The organism is Paracoccus broussonetiae (assembly GCF_031854425.1).
In the GTDB taxonomy this organism is placed as follows: Bacteria; Pseudomonadota; Alphaproteobacteria; order Rhodobacterales; family Rhodobacteraceae; genus Paracoccus; species Paracoccus broussonetiae.
The window spans coordinates 32,344-49,601 of record NZ_JAVRQI010000018.1 but is presented as its reverse complement, the minus strand read 5'-3'; the positions used below and the strand labels follow the sequence as shown (position 1 = coordinate 49,601).

The following is a 17,258-nucleotide window of genomic DNA, read 5'->3' as shown; positions in this document are numbered from 1 at the left end:
GGTGCTGACCTTCGTGCGGGCAGCGGACAGAACGGATGGTCGCCCGATTTACCGATGACGAACTGGCCTGCACCGTGATCTTCCGAGGGAATCTGGCTCGATCAAGCGGCGTGCCGGAATGCCTTGAGAGTCGGTTTCCGTAACTCGGCCTGAGATATCCTCAACGACCAGCGTGCTTCAGGGCAGCTGGATTGGCAGGGGCGCCTTTGGGCGCCCCCCGCCTGCATAAGGTGCGCGCCTTAGAACTTGTAGGCGACCTTTGCCGTGATGGTACGGCCTTCGCCATAGGCGCAATACGAGAATCCGCAGGCACCGACATAGACCTCGTCGGTCAGGTTGGTGACATTGATCGAGGTCTCGATACTGTTCCAGGTGTAGCTGCCGCCCAGATCGACCAGCGTCACGTCGTCAAGCTCGGCGCTGTTCGTCGCGTCCTTGAAACGCGAGCCGATATAGCGGATGCCGCCGCCGGCGCGCAAACCGTTGCCGAAGTCGCGGTCCACCCAAAGGCTGGCCAGATGATTCGGCGCGTCGGGCAGTTCCTTGCCGTTCACCGGATCGCCGTCCGGAGCCATCTGCTCGGTCTTGTTGTAGGCATAGCCGCCGCGCAGCTTCCAGCCCTCGGCGATTTCGGCCGTCGCCTCCAGCTCGATCCCTTGCGAGCGGACCTCTCCGATCTGGCGGATGCCACTGCCGGGGCCGTCGGGCCGCTGGACGGCGCGGTTCACGTTGGTCTGGCGCAGGTCATAGACCGCCAGCGTGATCAGGCCCTCGAAGGATTGCGGCTGATACTTGACGCCAGCTTCCCATTGCTTGCCTTCGGTCGGGCGCAGCACGTTGTTGTCGAGATCGACACCGGCCTGCGGATCGAACGAGGTCGAATAGGTGATATAGGGGACCGCGCCGTTGTCAAAGACATAGGCCAGACCGGCGCGGCCGGTGACCTTGTTTTCCTTGTACTCCGAGACGGTGCCATAGCGTTCGCCCGTCTGCTCGACCCAATCGTAGCGCAGGCCAAACGAGCCGCGCCAGTTGCCGTATTCGATTTCGTCCTGCGCATAGATGCCCGCCTGACGCAGCAAAGACGGTCCCGCGTTCGGGGGGCCGTAGGGCGTCCGCGCGTCGATGTAGTAATCGGGATCCTGCCAGTCGAGATCGGCGGCCGTGAAAAACTGGCTGCTTTCATGGGCATCATATTTGCGGACGTCCATGCCGAAGAGCAGCTTGTGCGTCGCCTGGCCGGTCACGACCTCGCCGTTCAGGCGGGTGTCGATGCTGACTGTGTCGCTGTTCTCCAGCTGCTCGCTCGAACCGCGGCTGAAGGTGGTCGGGCCTGTTACCGCGGAGGCATAGGTGGTGCGATAATCCCAGTCGAGACTTTCGTAGCGAAAGCCCTGATTCAGCGTCCAGCCATTGTCGAATTCGTGGCTGATCTCGACACCGAAGCTATAGGCTTTGCGGTTGCTGTCGTCCCAATCCTTCTGCCCGGTATAAAGTTCGCGCAGATATTCGTCATGGCCGGTGCCGGTCAGCGCAAAGGGCACGCCCGTCGGCGGCATTGGCGCATCCTTGGTATAGGTGGCCAGGAAGTCGATCGTGGTCGCATCGTCCGGGGTCCAGCGCACGGCACCCGCCAGATAGCCGCCCTTGTCGGTCAGGTCCTCGATCTGCGTTTGGTCATCGCGACCGATGCCGGTGATGCGCCACGCCAGATCGGCGCTTGGCGCACGGTTCACGTCGAAGAACAGCTGGCTGCTGTTGTTGCTGTCGTAGCCGACGCCGACTTCGCCAAAGTCATAGGACTGGGCGCGTTTCTGAACCATGTTGATGACGCCAAGGGGCGAACCCGCGCCATAGAGCGAGGATGACGGCCCGCGCAGCACTTCGATCTGCTGGATGCCGTAGATTTCCTGCCCGATCGCACCGAAATAGCGACCCTGACGCAGACCGTTGACGTATTGCGCGTCTTCGGCCCTGAAGCCCCGGACATAAGGAGTGTCGAAGCGGGGATCCTTGCCAAACGGCTCTGCCAGAACACCCGCAGTATAGCCTAGCGCCTGCCCGAGATTCTCAGCGCCCTGGTCGCGGATCTGCTGATTGGTCACGACTGAGATCGACTGCTGCGTTTCGGCGATCGGGACATCGGATTTGGTTGCAATCTGGCTGTAGGTCGCGACGTAACCATCAGCGGCAGCTTGGGTATCCGTGGTCGCGGTAAGGACGACCGCGTCAAGAGTAACGACCGGTTCCGATTGAGATACCTGCGCGTCCTGAGCAACCGACAGGTTTGCCGACAACGCCAATACGCTCGTGCTGGCGAGCGCCCGCAAACAATAATTCACCGACATCGGTCCTTCTCCTAAATTAGGGAAAAGTTCCTGAGTAAAACACTAGTTTTTGTCAAGCTGGTAAGGACAGTAAACGGGCGCCGCGTGGCAAATGCGATACAACTGCGCTTGCGCATCGGCGTCGCCCATCTTCGCAGCCAGATTCTCAGCAGTGTCCAGCGTCAGTGGATTTTTGTGCACGCATCTGCGGATGGGACAAAACAAACTTTTTCGCCCCGGCAACGTGAAGTAACAGACAAAAAAATCGGAATTTTGGAAAGCCTTGGGGAGGGCGATCCTTGCAGAACTGGACGCTCAAGGACGAGATCAGAGAGTATTGGTCTTCTCGCGCACCGACCTTTGACCTCTCGCCGGGTCACGAGATTTTCTCTGATGACGAGCGGGCAGCGTGGCACACGCTCATTCACAAACATCTGGGACGAGGAGAGGGCCGCAAGGCGCTTGACCTTGCAAGCGGTACCGGGGTCATTTCACGCCTTCTTTCGGAGATGGGCTATGATGTGACCGGCATCGATTTCGCCGGACCAATGCTTGAACGCGCCCGCCAAAAGGCCCAGGACTTGGCCTTGCCGATCCGGTTTCTTGAAGCGGATGCGGAGCGCACGATGATGCCCGAAAAAGCATTCGATGCGATCATGACGCGGCATCTCGTCTGGACCTTGCCGGATCCGGCCTTGGCGTTTGCCGACTGGTTCCGCGTTCTGAAACAGGGCGGGCGGCTGCTGATCGTGGACGTGGACAGCTCGGCGCGCGGGGCACGATCCGTTGCCCTGCGTCGGATGGCCGCGCTGCTGCGCCGGATCAAACCTTCCGCGGCCCTGCCAGGACGAGACCGGACCATCCACGACGCCATCGTCAGCAGGGTGCATTTTTCCGAAGGGGCGCGTGCAGAGGAAATTCGCGATCTCTTGATTGGGACCGGTTTTGTCGACGTGGTCATTGATCGTGACCACGCGGCCATTCGCAAGGCGCAAGCCGCGCATATGCCATTTGTCCAACGCATAGAAAGAGCAAGCCAGGACCGCTATGCGATCCGCGCAAGCAAGCCATGAAACATTGACCTGACGAGCCGTCCGCAAGCCGGCGGCAGATGGAGGAATGGATGACCTTGCGCACACTGCTGCGGGAACGACCTGCGGCGCTGATGAAAAGCCTGGCCGCGTGATCGGGATCGCAGCCCTGTCCTGGGGACAGGGCGCTGCCGCAGAGACAATCACCGTGACCGACCTTGCCGGACGAACGGTCGAGGTTCCGCATGGCGCGAAAAAGGTCATTCTTGGTGAAGGCCGGATGTTCTAGAGGCCGTGCTTCACGACGCCGCGACCGGCCGCGTCTATGGCGTGGAGATAGACATCGCGCGCACAGATCGCACGACACTCATCGTGGACGCGTATCTGGGGTGAGAGGGTCTGGGCCGCGGCCCCGCCGCGCCAAGCCGCTCCTTGTCGCCAACAACGTGCCAGACTATCCGGGGCGCATTCTTCGGATTGTGGCCGATGTTCCGAATACGGCGATTTCGAAGCAGGGGCTGTGAAAGGACACCTGGCCCTTTCTACTTCCCGCCAGAACCCGGCAGGTTCAGCCAATAGCGCGTATGCCTGCGCTCGCCTGACCGGGTCATTGCGCCCATCTCCACAAGGTTTTGCAGATCCCGCGTGGTGGTAGCACGCGATGTGCTGGTGATTGCGATGAAATTCTCGGCGCTTAGCCCCCCTTTGAACCCGGCAGGACCTTCGCGGAACATCCGTTCGACAACCTTGGCCTGACGTGGATTCAAGCGGTCGCGATAAACGTCGTAGAACCTGGCCTTGGCGATGAAGAAGGCGACACGCTCCAGCGTCACCTTCTGGGCACTGATGACGGTTTCGCCGAACCAAAGCAGCCAGTCGGTGACGTCAAGCGTCTTCTGGTTTGTTTCAAGGCGATCGTAATAGCGCTTGCGGTCGCGCTCGATCGTGTAGGCGAGGGCGATCAGGCTGGGCTGACCGATGTTCTGGGCCAGGGATTTCTCGGCCAGCGCGCGCCCGAGGCGGCCATTGCCGTCCTCGAAAGGGTGGATGCTCTCGAACCACAGATGGCCCAATGCCGCACGTGTCAATGCGGGCAAAGGCGTGGCGCTGTCGGGTGCGGTTCGGTTGAACCAGTCAACGAAGATCTTCATTTCCCCCGGCACCTGAGCGGATGGCGGCGCTTCGAAATGCACGGTTGGACGTTCGGCCCGTCCAGACACGATCTGCATCGCATCGTCGTGCCGGCGGTAGGCGCCAATCGTCTCAAGACCCCGATCATGGGACAGGAGCATGCGGTGCCAGCGGCAAAGGGTGTCCCGAGAGATGGGAGCGTCAAAGTCTGAATAGACATCGGCCATCATTTCGGCGATGCCCTGTTCGCGAGGCCTTGTTGGCGCGCCGTCGGTGGCCAGGCCGAACTGTCGCCGCAACGAGGACTGGACGCTGGAACGATCCAGCACCTCGCCTTCGATCGCGCTTGAGCGCATCGCCTCCTCGCTCAGAAGCTCGATGCGCAGCTGGTCGCGGTCCTCGCCCGATACATGGCGGACCGCACCAAGGATCTCGCCCGACGACAGCAGGAACCGTCGTTCAAGCGGCTCGATGGCGCTTCTGTCATAGCGGAATGTTGGCCAGTCGGCGTGCGTCCAGTTCCAATGCATGAGTTATAGACACCTTTCCTATAACTCAAAATAGCAACTTAACTTGATCTATGGAACGATGATCTATGCCTCAGCAGTGCTCAAAATCCGAAAGGAACTGGCTGATCGGGGCGTTAGACCTTGCCTTCCGGTTCCAGGATTGGCGGTGGACAATGGGTGATCCAGGCGCTGGGGTCGAAGTCGCCCAAGCGGCGATGGCAGTCGCATGGGATGACAGTTGGACGAACATGGTGCAACCTGCCCGGGACCGCCGATCCTTGGCATTGCAGGCCTGAAGGCGCGCGTTTTTGCACATTGCGCCTTGTTTTGTCCGGAATCCGCATCCCGCTCAAACTGACCTTTATCTGACGTTCAAGCCGCAACAAAGACTGGAGCGCCCGCATGAGTGCCATGATCGACTTCCTGAACCTGATCTTCTGGAACTACATCCTGATCTATGGCTTGCTTGCGGTCGGGCTGTATTTCACCATCCGGCTCGGCTTTCTCCAGTTCCGCCATTTCCCGGAACTGTTCCGCTGCGTCATTGGCTCTGGCAGTACGGACGAGAATGGCATCACGCCGCTTCAGGCGCTGACGGTCAGTCTGGCTTCGCGCGTCGGCACCGGCAATATCGCCGGGGTCGCGGTGGCGATCTATCTGGGCGGAGCCGGTGCGGTCTTCTGGATGTGGATGGTGGCGCTGGTCGGCATGGCGACGGCTTATTCCGAAAGCGCGCTCGCGCAGCTTTACAAGGTTCATGGCGAAGGCGGCATGTATCGCGGCGGGCCCGCCTATTACATCTCAAAGGGGCTGGGCCTGCGCTGGCTGGGCACGGTTTTTGCCGTCGCGCTGATCTTGGCGTTCGGGTTGGTCTTCAACTCGGTCCAGGCGAATTCCATCGCCGAGGCGGTCAATGGCGCGTTCGGGATTCCGAAATGGGTGGTCGGGCTGGCCACGGCGGCACTCACGGCCGCGATCATCTTCGGCGGCATCCCTCAGGTCGCCCGTGTGGCGGAAATCGTGGTGCCTTTCATGGCGGGCACTTATCTTCTGACGGCAATAATCGTCGTTCTGATGAACCTGACCGCCGTGCCCGGCGCGCTGTGGGAAATCATCGGCGGCGCCTTTGGGCTGACCGAGGCGGCAGGCGGCGTCGCGGGTTCGATCACGGCGGCGGCGATGAACGGCATCAAGCGCGGCCTTTTCTCGAACGAGGCCGGGATGGGCTCGGCTCCGAACATCGCGGCGGTCGCGACCCCCGACCCGCATCACCCATCCAGCCAAGGTTTCGTGCAGGCGCTGGGGGTGTTCATCGACACCATTCTGGTCTGCACGGCGACCGCGGTCATGATCATCCTGTCGGGCGTGATGGAGCCGGGCAGCGGCGTGACGGGCACCGTGCTGACCCAGAACGCGCTGGTGCATCACTTCGGTTATGCGGGTGGCGTCTTCGTGGCGGTGGCGATCTTCTTCTTCGCCTTCACCTCCATCATCGGCAACTATGCCTATGCGGAAAACGCCTTTTCCTATTTGGGGTTCGGTAGCAAGGCGGGGCTGACGGTGCTGCGCATCGCGGCCGTGGCGATGGTGATCTGGGGCGCGATCCAAAGCGTAGCCACGGTCTTCAACCTGGCGGACGCCTCGATGGGGCTAATGGCCACGATCAACCTGGTTGCCATCGTCGCACTTTCCGGCACGGTCGCCAAGTTGACGCGCGACTTCCTTGCACAAAGAAAGGCCGGCAAGATGCCGACCTTCCACTTGTCTCAGCATCCCGACATTGCGAAAGGGGTCGATCCCGAGATCTGGCGCTGATCATGTGAAGCCGACATCCGGTTCGGCACCACAGTGGATCATGATCTGATGCTGACCGCCGATCATCAGATCGCGTCGGGCTGGCCAAAGGCAGTTCGTCCGCTGCCTGATCCAGCCGACGGGGCAATGGGGATCGTCCCCATTTGTTGCGCTGCCTTGGCAAAGGGTTGTTTCGCGGCCAGAACCGTGAGACTTGCAGGTTCCAGGCCTGAACCGATCGAGCCCGCAATGCCCGGCATCCGCTACAACTCACCGCTGCTTCGGCGCTCGCGCGCTTTGATCACACGTCGAAGGCATTGGCGCGCGCGTGCGGTCTTCTGGCTTGGCGCGCTGACGGTTGGCCTTGTCAGCACGGCCTTTGCCAAGCTGGCCGATCTTGCAGGCGAGACGTTCCGGAATGTTTCGGCACAGGGCACATCGCCCTGGCTGATCCTGGTTCTGCCTTTGGCCTTTTGTTTTTCGGCATGGGTGGCTCAGAAGTATTTCCCCGGCGCACAGGGCAGTGGCATTCCCCAGGCCATGGCCGCACGAGAGCTTGAGGGGGACGACCGGGGCCTGTACCTCACCCTCAGGATCGCCGCCGGCAAGATCCTGCTGACTCTTTGGGGGCTGCTGTTCGGCGCTTCCATCGGGCGTGAGGGTCCGACCGTCCAGATCGGCGCGGCCATCATGCTTGCCAGCGCGCATCTGGGAAAGCTTCAGCACGCAAGGGGATTGATCCTCGCAGGCTCTGCTGCGGGCATTGCAGCGGCGTTCAACACGCCTTTGGCGGGCATCGTGTTCGCCATCGAGGAAATGGGCCGCAGCTATCAGGCACGGACCAACGGCGTCGTCCTGTCGACGGTGGTGATCGCGGGGATTTCCGCCTTGGCCATTTCGGGCAGCTATACCTATTTCGGTACGCCGAAGGTGGTGCCCGACTTTCCGCGGGACTGGTGGCTGGTCGGTGTCGTTGGCCTGCTGGGCGGGGTGTTGGGTGCCGGGTTCAGCAAATCGGCCCTGTGGCTGACGCGGCGCATTCGCAGATGGAAACCTGCGCGCGGCGTATGGAAACTGGTGGTGGTGGCCGGTGGCGCGGGACTTGCGGTCGCGGTATTGGGCCTGCTGAGCAACGGCGCCACCTTCGGGACCAGCTATGCCGAAGCGCGCAGCGCCGTCGAGGGGCAACCGCTGGCTCCGGGCTTCTTCCTTGCAAAGCTGCTGGCCACGCTGGCATCAACCGTTTCGGGAATACCCGGAGGGTTGTTCGCACCGTCTCTTTCGGTCGGGGCCGGCATGGGTCATGTGGTGGGCAGCCTGTTTGGTTCGTCGCTGGGCCTGGCTGCGGTCCTGGGCATGGCCAGTTATTTCGCCGGGGTTGTGCAATCGCCGATGACCGCCTTCGTCATCGTGATGGAGATGACGGCCACACAGGGTCATGCCCTGCCGGTCATGACCGCGGCCATGCTGGGCTATGGCGTGTCGCGGCTGCTGTCGCCCGAGCCCCTTTATCACGGGCTTGCCCGCCTTTGGCTGGCGGATGCCCTGCGGCTGCGCCGGATGCGCGCGGCCGACAGCGCGCATGGCGGTCCCCAGGTCTGACCCGTCTGCGCCGCTGAAGGACCAAGTCATTGCCGTTCGCGAGTTCATCCTGCGCTGCGGCCCGGCCCGCAATGGCGACGTTGCTTTTGCGCGAAACGCGTGCGGAAGAACGCCCAAGGTTATCGCCCGAATGGTGCCTTATCCACTTGGCAAAGGTTGTTTTGTGCAAAGACCTCGGGCTACGCTCACCCTGCGATTGTGAAAAAACAGGGGGTAAGCACATGAAATTCAGGTCATTGGTTCCAGCATTTGCCATTGCGGCCCTTGTGGGCCACGCGGCCGCCGCGCAAGAAATGTCGTTCTTCCGTATCGGAACCGGCGGCACGGCGGGCACCTATTACCCGATCGGCGGGCTGATCGCGAACTCGATCTCGAACGCTGCGGGATCGCGCCCCTGCGAGGATGGCGGTTCCTGCGGTGTGCCCGGTCTGGTCGCGACGGCGGTGGCCTCGAACGGGTCGGTGGGCAACGTCAACGCCATCAAGGGCGGCGCAATGGAGGCCGGGTTCAGCCAATCTGACGTGGCCTATTGGGCGCAGACCGGCACCGGGCTGTGGGACGGACAGCCCGCGGTGGAAAAATTGCGCCTGATTGCGAACCTCTATCCCGAAAGCATCCATCTTGTGGCGCGTGCCGATGCTGGCATCGCGTCGGTGACGGATCTGAAGGGCAAGAAAGTGTCGCTGGACGAGCCGGGGTCGGGAACGCTTGTTGACGCAAAGATCATCCTTGAAGCCTTTGGTTTGTCCGAAGCCGACATCTCGCCGGAATATCTGAAGCCGGATCAGGCAGCGGACAGGATGCGGGACGGCGCGATGGATGCGTTCTTCTTTGTCGGCGGATATCCGGCAGGGGCCATCGCGGAACTGGCCAGCCAGCATGATGTCGCACTGGTGCCGATCATGGGACCGGAAGTGGACAAGCTTCGCGAGACCTATACCTTCTTTGCAAGCGACACGGTTCCGGCCGGAACCTATGAGGGGCAGGATGCCGATGTGACGACGATTTCGGTGGGCGCGCAGCTGGTCACCAGCGCCGACCAGCCCGAAGAGCTGATCCACGGCATCACGCAGGCGCTTTACAACGAGAACACCCAGAAGCTGTTTGCCGTCGGCCATGCCAAGGGCAAGCTGATCACCCTGGACAACGCCACCCAGGGGGCGGGCATCCCCTTCCATCCGGGTGCCGAGCGTTTCTACAAGGAAGCCGGCAAGATCCAGTGACCCCATTGGCAACCTGACGACAGGACGCGGGCGGAGTTTCGGTCCGCGTCCCCGGACCTCGGCCAGATGCGCAGGAAACAACCATGACCGATAATCCACGCCAGCTTTCCGATGACGAGCTTCGCGCGCTCGAAGAGGAATACGACCCCGAGGCGCGCTTTCGCACCGTGACCCGGCCCGTCGCGATCCTGTCCGGCGTGATCCTTTTCCTGCTGTCGGTCTATCACTTCTACACCGCAGGCTTTGGCATTCCGCGCGCGACGACCCATCGCGGATTGCACATGGGCGTCTCGCTGTTCATCGTCTATCTCAGCTTTTCTTCGCGCGCGGGCAACCGCCACAAGACCGACGGTTTCGCAATCTATGGCGTGCCCGTCACGGATTGGGTGTTGGCCATCGGCGGGGCGGTCAGCGCCTTCTATGTGCCTTGGATCTATGACCAGCTGGCTTTCCGCGTCGGCAACCCGCTTCCCATCGATATCGTGATGGGAACCGTGCTTTTGCTGGCACTGCTGGAAGCGGTGCGCCGGTCGATGGGCTGGCCCTTGCCGGTCATCGCGCTTTTGTTCATCGCCTATGCCTATTTCGGGCGGTCCATGCCAGGGATTCTGGTCCATCCGGGGGCCGATTGGGCGACGATCATCAACCACCTGTACCTGACCTCGCAAGGGATATACGGCACGGCGCTTGGCGTGATCGCGACCTATGTGTTCCACTTCGTCCTGTTCGGTGTGATGGCGCAGAAGATCGGCCTGGGCCAGTTGTTCATCGACCTGGCGACGGCGCTGACCGGACGTTTCGCCGGAGGCCCGGCGAAAGTGTCGGTGGTGTCCTCTGCGATGCTGGGCACCATCTCGGGTTCGTCCATCGCCAACACCGTCACAACCGGCGCCCTGACCATCCCCGCGATGATCAGGATCGGGTTCAAACGCCATTTCGCCGCCGCGGTCGAGGCCGCTTCCTCGACAGGGGGGCAGATCACGCCTCCGGTCATGGGGGCGGTTGCCTTCCTGATGGTCGAGTATCTTGGCATTCCGCTTCGCACCATCCTGATCGCCGCGATCGTTCCGGCATTCATGCACTTCTTCGGCGTGCTGGTTCAGGTGCATTTGGAGGCGAAGCGCCTGGGAATCCGCGGATTGCGACGCGAGGAATTGCCCAAGGCGGGCACCGTCCTGCGCGAGGGGTGGCTGTCGGTCTTGCCGCTTGTCCTGCTGGTCTGGATGTTGATGTCGGGTCGCACGCCATTCCTTTCCGCCTTCTGGGCGATCACGGCCTGCATGTTCGTCTATCTTGTCCAGCGAGTCATGGCGGCAGGCCTGACAGGTGGCATCCGGGAAACCGCGGAAGGCATTTATGAAGGTTTCGTCGCCGGGGCCCGGCAGTCATTGGCTGTAACGGCCGCGGCCGCTCTGGTCGGGGTGGTGATCGGGATTGTCACTTTGACCGGGATCGGGTTCAAGATCGCCTTCATGGTCACAAGCCTGGCGCAGGGCTGGGCGATTTCGTTCCACGGCCTCCTTGCTGTCCTGCCGTTCGAAATCTTCAGCGTCCAGACCCTGACATTGCTGTTCACACTTCTGATGACGGCGGTGGTCTGCGTCCTGATGGGGTGCGGAGTGCCGACGACCGCAAATTACATCATCATGGTCGCCGTGGCCGCGCCGGTCCTTGGAATGATGAATGTCGAGCCGCTGGTCGCGCATTTCTTCGTCTTCTACTTTGGCGTTCTGGCCGATGTGACCCCGCCAGTCGCGCTGGCCGCCTATGCGGGCGCGGGAATTGCCGGCGCCAATGGTTTCAAGGCCGGAAACACAGCGTTCCGGCTGTCTATGGGCAAGGCGCTGGTGCCCTTCGTCTTTGTCTTTTCGCCCTCGCTTCTGTTGGTGACGCAAGGATTCACGCTGCCCGATTTCCTGCTGGCCTTTGCCGGATCGGTTCTGGGAATCGTGGCCCTGTCGGCCGCGATCACGAACTGGCTGATGAAGCCCCTGACCCTGCCTGAGCGGGTTTTTCTGCCGATTTCTTCGCTGCTGATGATCGCGCCCGAACTCATCTCGACCCTCATCGGGGCGGCGGTGCTGGGGGTGATCGCGCTCAGGCAATATCTGGCGGTGAATTCGGATCCAAAGCCGGTGCACGGGCGGTGATTCCACGCCACTGACAGCGCCTGCGGTTTGACCGGCGCGGCTTTTGAAAGCGGGTCAACCATCGCGTGGATCGGCGTCATCGGTGGCGTTTCTTTTTCTCGCCTCGCCTCATTCCGCAAGCTAGGATGGAAGGCGGATGCGGCTGCGTGATCCGCAACGTCTGGATACAGCTCAGTAATGGAGTGTTGACCAAGATGTCCGAGCCGCCCGGCAATCCGGTCTCAGCCGATGGCATTCCCGCCCCGGAAGGGGCGACCCAGATCATCTCGACCGGCTATGAAATCGGTCAGGACAATATCAATTACCGACGCCGCTTCGTGTTCGAGCTGGACATCCACAACGTCGTCTTCAGCGTCTCGGCAATCGGCGTGGTTGCCTTCACGCTGTTGACCCTGATGTTCCAGAACACGCTTGACCCCCTTTTCGAAGGACTGCGCGATTTCATGACCTCCAGGCTCGACTGGTTCTTCATGATCACGGCGAATATCTTCGTGCTGCTTTGCCTAGCGCTGGTCATTCTGCCGCTGGGGCGCATCCGTCTGGGCGGGCCGGATGCGACGCCGGATTACAGCTATCTGTCCTGGTTCTCGATGCTGTTCGCGGCCGGCATGGGCATCGGCCTGATGTTCTATGGCGTGGCCGAGCCGATGGGCAACTACACCGCGGCCTTCGGCGGACCGGTCTTCGGACCCGACGGCATCCGCACCGACTGGGCGCCGCTGGACGGCGCTTCCGGCAACGCCGAAGGTGCACGGCGTCTTGCCATGGCCGCGACGATCTTTCACTGGGCGCTGCACCCTTGGGCGATCTACGCCATCGTGGCGCTCTCGCTTGCTTTGTTCGCGTTCAACAAACGATTGCCGCTGACCCTGCGCTCGGTCTTCTACCCGATTTTCGGAGAGCGGGTATGGGGCTGGCCGGGCCATATCATCGACATTCTCGCGGTCTTTGCGACGATCTTCGGACTTTCCACGTCGCTGGGCTTCGGGGCGCAGCAGGCAAGTGCCGGGCTGCATTTCCTGTTCGATCTGCCCGACACGACGGGTGCGATGATTTTCCTGATCATCGTCATTACCGGCATTGCCACCGCATCCGTTGTCGCGGGCATGGACAAGGGGGTGAAGCTTCTGTCCGAGATCAACATGGGGTTGGCCGTCCTGCTGCTGCTTTTCGTCGTCGCGGTCGGGCCGACGACGCAGATCGTCACCGGCTTTTTCAAGAACCTGCTGGCCTATGCGGAATACCTACCGGCCCTGTCGAACCCCTTCGGGCGGGATGACGACAATTTTCGCCATGGCTGGACCGCATTTTATTGGGCCTGGTGGATCAGCTGGTCGCCCTTTGTCGGCATGTTCATCGCGCGCGTCAGCCGGGGCCGGACCGTGCGCGAATTCCTGATTGCCGTTCTGCTGATCCCGTCGATCGTCTCGACCATCTGGATGACGACCTTTGGCGGTACCGCGATCAGCCAGGTCGTCAAACAGGGGCTGACATCGGTGCAGGACGCGGCGCTTGAACTGAAGCTGTTCGAGATGCTGGCCCATCTGCCGATCACCGAGATCACCTCGCTGATCGGGATCGTGCTGGTGATCGTGTTCTTCGTCACTTCCTCGGATTCGGGATCGTTGGTGATCGACACGATCAGCGCGGGGGGCAAGCTGAACGCGCCCATCCCCCAACGGGTCTTCTGGGCCACGTTCGAGGGGCTGGTCGCCATCGCGCTGCTGCTGGGCGGCGGATTGACCGCGCTTCAGGCCATGGCCGTGTCCACCGGCTTTCCCTTCGCCATCGTCCTGCTTGTGGCCTGTGTCGCACTGGTCAAGGGCCTGATGGCAGAGCCGCGATAGTCGCTTGCCGGACCATGGGCCGATTGCAGTTCGCCCGTGCCCCGGGCCGATCTGGTCTGATGCCGTCGCCGGAGATCGACCTGGCAGATGGGCGCCTTACCTCGGCGCCGTGGTTCATGCCCACTCCCCTGAGACCGCCTTGCACCTCCAGAGGGGGATGATAGCCCGCAGGACGTCGCTCTTGATCTCGCCGTGGTTATCGGCAGGCTGCCAAGTCAGCCCGACCAGCACGGGCAGCCTATCCAAGGAGCCACCATGACTGCCCGCACACCCGATCCCGTCCTTCTTGCCCGGCTTGCCGATGTCGCGGTGCGGGTCGGCCTCAATCTGCAGCCGGGCCAGGATCTGGTCCTGACCGCGCCGGTCGAGGCGCTGCCCCTGGTCCGCGAGATCGCTGCGAGCGCCTATCGTGCGGGGGCCGGTCTCGTGACGCCGCTTTTCTCGGATGATGACATTGCCCGCGCCCGTTTCCGGCATGGTCAGGATGCAAGCTTCGAGCGCGCTCCGGACTGGCTTTACCGCGGCATGGCGCAGGCTTTCGAGGGCGGCGCGGCGCGCATGGCGATCGCCGGCGCCGATCCGATGGCGCTTGCCGCCGAAGATCCGGCCAAGGTCTCGCGCGCCAACAAGGCCAATTCGCTGGCCTACAGGCCCGCGCTTGAGAAGATCACGAATTTCGCCATCAACTGGACCATTGCCGCCTATCCGACGGTCGGCTGGGCCCGGCAGGTCTTTCCCGACCTGCCCGAAGATGAGGCCGTGCTGAAGCTGGCCGAGGCGATCTTCGCGGCCTCGCGCGTGACGAATGACGATCCGGTCGCGGCCTGGACAGAGCATAACGCGGCCTTGCGGGCGCGCTCGGCCTGGCTGAACGACGAACACTTCGACGCGCTGCATTTCACCGGGCCGGGCACCGACCTGACGGTCGGGCTGGCCGATGGCCATGAATGGCATGGCGGCGCCTCGGTCGCGCAGAACGGCGTCACCTGCAACCCGAATATCCCGACCGAAGAGGTCTTCACCACGCCGCATGCCCATCGCGTCAGTGGCACCGTGCGGGCAACCAAGCCCTTGTCCTATAACGGCGCGCTGATCGAGGATATCGAGATGCGCTTCGAGAACGGCCGCGCCGTCGAGGCGCGTTCCAGCAAGGGCGAGACCGTGCTTCTCAACATGATCGACAGTGACGAGGGCGGCCGCCGTCTGGGAGAGGTCGCGCTGGTCCCCTATAGCTCGCCGATCTCGCAGACCGGGCTGCTGTTCTACAACACTCTGTTCGATGAGAACGCGGCCTGCCATATCGCGATGGGGCAATGCTATTCCAAGTGCTTCCTTGAGGGCGCCTCGCTTTCGCCCGAGCAGATCGCGGCGCAAGGCGGCAACAGTTCGATGATCCATGTCGACTGGATGATCGGCGGGCCGGATACCGATATCGACGGCATCCGCGCCGATGGCACCCGCGTGCCGGTCTTCCGCAAGGGCGAATGGGCGCGGTGACGCGCCCGGCACGAGACAGCGGCCCGACCGAGATCACCAGGTTGTCGCGACAGCGTTCAACAAACGAACGGCCCAAAGGCGACGGTCGAACCTGCCCGACGCCGCCGGGCAGCAGTCGCACTGTGCAAATCTGGGTGCCAGATACTCTCCGCCTCGGATCGGGGCGACACCGATCTGTCGGACTTCACAGATGCGGCCTTGAATGATCTGGATGATTGGCAGTGAGGGGCGGCGATCTTGTGACGGTCGCCCTTCAGGGGGATTACGGCAAGCGTGTCCGTCGCTGATCATCCAGGCGGATCAATTCGATAATCTCGGATCGATGGTGATCCTGCCGCTTACCTCAATTCTGATCGACGACCGCTCCTCCGCCCGACGGTAGAGCCATCGCCGACAACAGGCTTCGCGCACCGCCCCAGACATGCTGGACAGGCCCATGACAGTGGGCCGCGTGGCCGGTCCCTGGCCGCCATTCAAATTTCGCCGATGCTGCGCGCGGCTTTTGCCTGCTCCATGTCATCGCCGTGCGCGACGACTCTCGCCTGGCAGCCGCAAGACGACATCGCAGATCGGGACCCCACGCGTCGCTGTGAGAAACAGTCCGCGGCCAGGCTGCATTTCTAACTCAAGCTGATTTGCCGCCATCTTTGCCGGATCATCGTTCGTGCCTGAGCGATAGGGGCCAGATATGAGTATCAGCATTCTCCTTTTGTCCTTTGAAGCTCTGCTATCATCAGGTGCTGGATCAGAATGATCGTCTTGGCGTCACGGATGTAACCGTTTTCGATCATCTTCGCCGCATCGGTGAGCGGGACTTCGAGCACCTCGATATCCTCGCCCTCCGCGTATGAGCCTCCACCTTCCGTCTTTCTGTCATGGGCGCGATATGTGCCAGTGAAGAACGCAAGATACTCGGTGACCGATCCGGGGCTCATGTAGATGTCAAAAAGGTGGGTCAGCGCGTCGATATGATATCCCGTTTCCTCGATCAGTTCGGCGCGCATCCGCACTTCGGCATTTTCCCCATCAAGCAGTCCGGCAGGTGTTTCGACAAGCGAAGTGTGCCCGCCGTTCAAGAACACCGGCAGGCGGAACTGGCGGGTCAATAGGATGCATCCGCTGTCCGGGTTGTGCAGCAGGCAGGTCGCGCCGTTTCCGCGGTCGTAGGCTTCCCGCGTTTGCTGCTGCCATGCTCCGTTTCTGCGCCGGAGTTCGTAGCGATACTTGGTCAGAGTTCCCCAGTCACTCGACAAGACCTCCGCAGAAATCGGCCGAAAGTTCTCGTGCTCAGTCATGCACCTTGCTCCATCTTTGCGGGAGGACTATCGTGCAAAAACGTGCAGAGTCAAGAAATGTCGTGCAATGCTAAACCATGAACGAAAAACCCGCTTGCTTTCGATCCTTTCCGATGCAGGCAGCATCGTGGCCAAAGATGCCAGTCGGGAACTGGAGGTTTCAGAGGACACGATAAGGCGCGATCTGCGCGAACTGGCGAGGGATGGCCGCCTGAAGCGCGTGCATGGTGGCGCAGTGCCGGTGGCTGAAGCAAATGCCCCGTTCGCAGCAAGGATCGGAATCGCCCCACCGGAAAAAATCGCCATCGGAAAGCGGGCGGCGGCCATGGTTGAGCCCGGCCAGGTGGTCTTTGTCGATGGCGGGACGACCGCGCTGCAACTCGCGCGAAGCCTGCCCGCGCAATTGAGCGCAACAATCATCACCCATAGCCCAAACGTGGCGATGGAACTGCTCAATCACAGTAATCTCGACGTCGAGATCGTCGGCGGCAGGCTTCTTCGACATTCTGTGGTGACAAGCGGAGCGGCTACGATAGCTTGGCTGGATCGATATCGCCCCGACATCTGCTTCATTGGCGCGACCGGCCTCCATCCAGATCAGGGCATCACTACCGGTGTCAGCGAAGAGGCGGAGGTAAAGCGCGCCATCATCGCGAAATCGGGTTCCGCGATCATCCTGGCATCTTCGGAAAAGTTCGGCGCGGTCTCGTCATTCAAAATCGGTGACTGGCGAGATGTGGATGGATTGATTGTTGCCGGAGAAGCCAGGCCGAGAGCTTTGGAACTGTTCGGTCATCTTGAGTGCGAGATCCATTCCGACGAGAATGCGTGACCGCCGGCGGGCTCGTGAAC

12 protein-coding genes are annotated in these 17,258 nt (G+C 61.8%); 9 read left to right on the top strand and 3 right to left on the bottom strand.

Annotated elements, in window-relative coordinates; genetic code table 11:
- Positions 1 to 239 precede the first annotated feature (239 nt).
- Positions 240 to 2,348, bottom strand: a complete 2,109-nt coding sequence (locus tag RM190_RS19920; RefSeq protein ID WP_311761223.1) for a TonB-dependent siderophore receptor — start codon at positions 2,346 to 2,348, stop codon at positions 240 to 242.
- 278 nt (positions 2,349 to 2,626) lie between these two features.
- Between RM190_RS19920 and RM190_RS19915 the strand changes: the two genes are divergently transcribed.
- Entirely contained in the window at positions 2,627 to 3,400 is a 774-nt protein-coding gene (locus RM190_RS19915; protein WP_311761222.1) for a class I SAM-dependent methyltransferase, read from the top strand.
- Positions 3,401 to 3,446: 46 nt separating this feature from the next.
- The gene (locus RM190_RS19910; protein WP_311761221.1) at positions 3,447 to 3,647 is read left to right on the top strand and encodes a hypothetical protein; all 201 of its coding nucleotides are present in this window, start codon (positions 3,447 to 3,449) and stop codon (positions 3,645 to 3,647) included.
- Positions 3,648 to 3,900: 253 nt separating this feature from the next.
- On the opposite strand, the gene RM190_RS19905 is transcribed toward RM190_RS19910, so the two are convergent.
- On the bottom strand, positions 3,901 to 5,019 hold the full coding sequence (locus RM190_RS19905) for a Fic family protein (protein ID WP_311761220.1): 1,119 nt from the start codon (positions 5,017 to 5,019) through the stop codon (positions 3,901 to 3,903).
- Positions 5,020 to 5,400: 381 nt separating this feature from the next.
- On the opposite strand from RM190_RS19905, the gene RM190_RS19900 reads away from it, so the two are divergent.
- The 6 genes from RM190_RS19900 (at position 5,401) to RM190_RS19875 (ending at position 15,111) form a co-directional block, all read left to right on the top strand.
- Positions 5,401 to 6,813, top strand: coding sequence for an alanine/glycine:cation symporter family protein (locus RM190_RS19900; RefSeq protein WP_311761219.1), 1,413 nt, complete (start codon positions 5,401 to 5,403; stop codon positions 6,811 to 6,813).
- 276 nt (positions 6,814 to 7,089) lie between these two features.
- Positions 7,090 to 8,394 (top strand): chloride channel protein, encoded by a 1,305-nt coding sequence (locus RM190_RS19895; protein WP_311761218.1) that lies wholly within the window; start codon positions 7,090 to 7,092, stop codon positions 8,392 to 8,394.
- A 221-nt stretch (positions 8,395 to 8,615) separates the two neighbouring features.
- Positions 8,616 to 9,617 carry a TAXI family TRAP transporter solute-binding subunit gene (locus RM190_RS19890; protein ID WP_311761217.1) on the top strand — a complete coding sequence of 334 codons (1,002 nt, stop codon included), beginning with the start codon at positions 8,616 to 8,618 and terminating at the stop codon, positions 9,615 to 9,617.
- Between the two features lie 83 nt (positions 9,618 to 9,700).
- Entirely contained in the window at positions 9,701 to 11,767 is a 2,067-nt protein-coding gene (locus RM190_RS19885) for a TRAP transporter permease (RefSeq protein ID WP_311761216.1), read from the top strand.
- 194 nt (positions 11,768 to 11,961) lie between these two features.
- Positions 11,962 to 13,614, top strand: coding sequence for a BCCT family transporter (locus RM190_RS19880; protein WP_311761215.1), 1,653 nt, complete (start codon positions 11,962 to 11,964; stop codon positions 13,612 to 13,614).
- A gap of 255 nt (positions 13,615 to 13,869) precedes the next feature.
- Positions 13,870 to 15,111, top strand: a complete 1,242-nt coding sequence (locus RM190_RS19875; protein WP_311761214.1) for an aminopeptidase — start codon at positions 13,870 to 13,872, stop codon at positions 15,109 to 15,111.
- A 695-nt stretch (positions 15,112 to 15,806) separates the two neighbouring features.
- Here the strand turns inward: RM190_RS19875 and RM190_RS19870 are convergent.
- Positions 15,807 to 16,406, bottom strand: a complete 600-nt coding sequence (locus RM190_RS19870) for an NUDIX domain-containing protein (protein ID WP_311761213.1) — start codon at positions 16,404 to 16,406, stop codon at positions 15,807 to 15,809.
- 94 nt (positions 16,407 to 16,500) lie between these two features.
- Between RM190_RS19870 and RM190_RS19865 the strand changes: the two genes are divergently transcribed.
- Complete coding sequence (locus tag RM190_RS19865) at positions 16,501 to 17,238, top strand: DeoR/GlpR family DNA-binding transcription regulator (protein ID WP_311761212.1); 738 nt, start codon at positions 16,501 to 16,503, stop codon at positions 17,236 to 17,238.
- Positions 17,239 to 17,258: the final 20 nt, after the last annotated feature.